Source organism: Streptococcus sp. KR (assembly GCF_002238115.1).
Lineage (GTDB): Bacteria > Bacillota > Bacilli > Lactobacillales > Streptococcaceae > Streptococcus.
Window position 1 is genome coordinate 1 of the sequence record NZ_NGVM01000304.1, and the last position, 240, is coordinate 240.

Annotated in this window: 1 protein-coding gene; it reads right to left on the reverse strand. The window is 35.0% G+C overall.

Annotated elements, in window-relative coordinates:
* On the reverse strand, positions 1-240 hold a 240-nt coding region (locus tag CBI42_RS12055; RefSeq protein WP_142294174.1), incomplete at both ends, for a hypothetical protein.

A 240-nucleotide genomic window follows, 5' to 3' on the forward strand; every position in this document is an offset into this window, starting at 1 on the left:
TTACTAAGCTCTTAAGAGTTAAACGTTCTGTTTCATACTTTGGATTGAGTTCATCAAAAAATTCATTGGCAAGGCCACCCCATCCGACATACTTGGCTAGTAGTTCTTGTTCTTCTGGATTTGCTTGTCGTCTCTCTTTTTCTAATCTTTTAACAAGATCAATTGCGGCGATATTCGTTTCAATTTTTTCTCGATTTGTCTTAGGATAAAAGTCCTCTAAATCATCTGGAAAAACAAAAT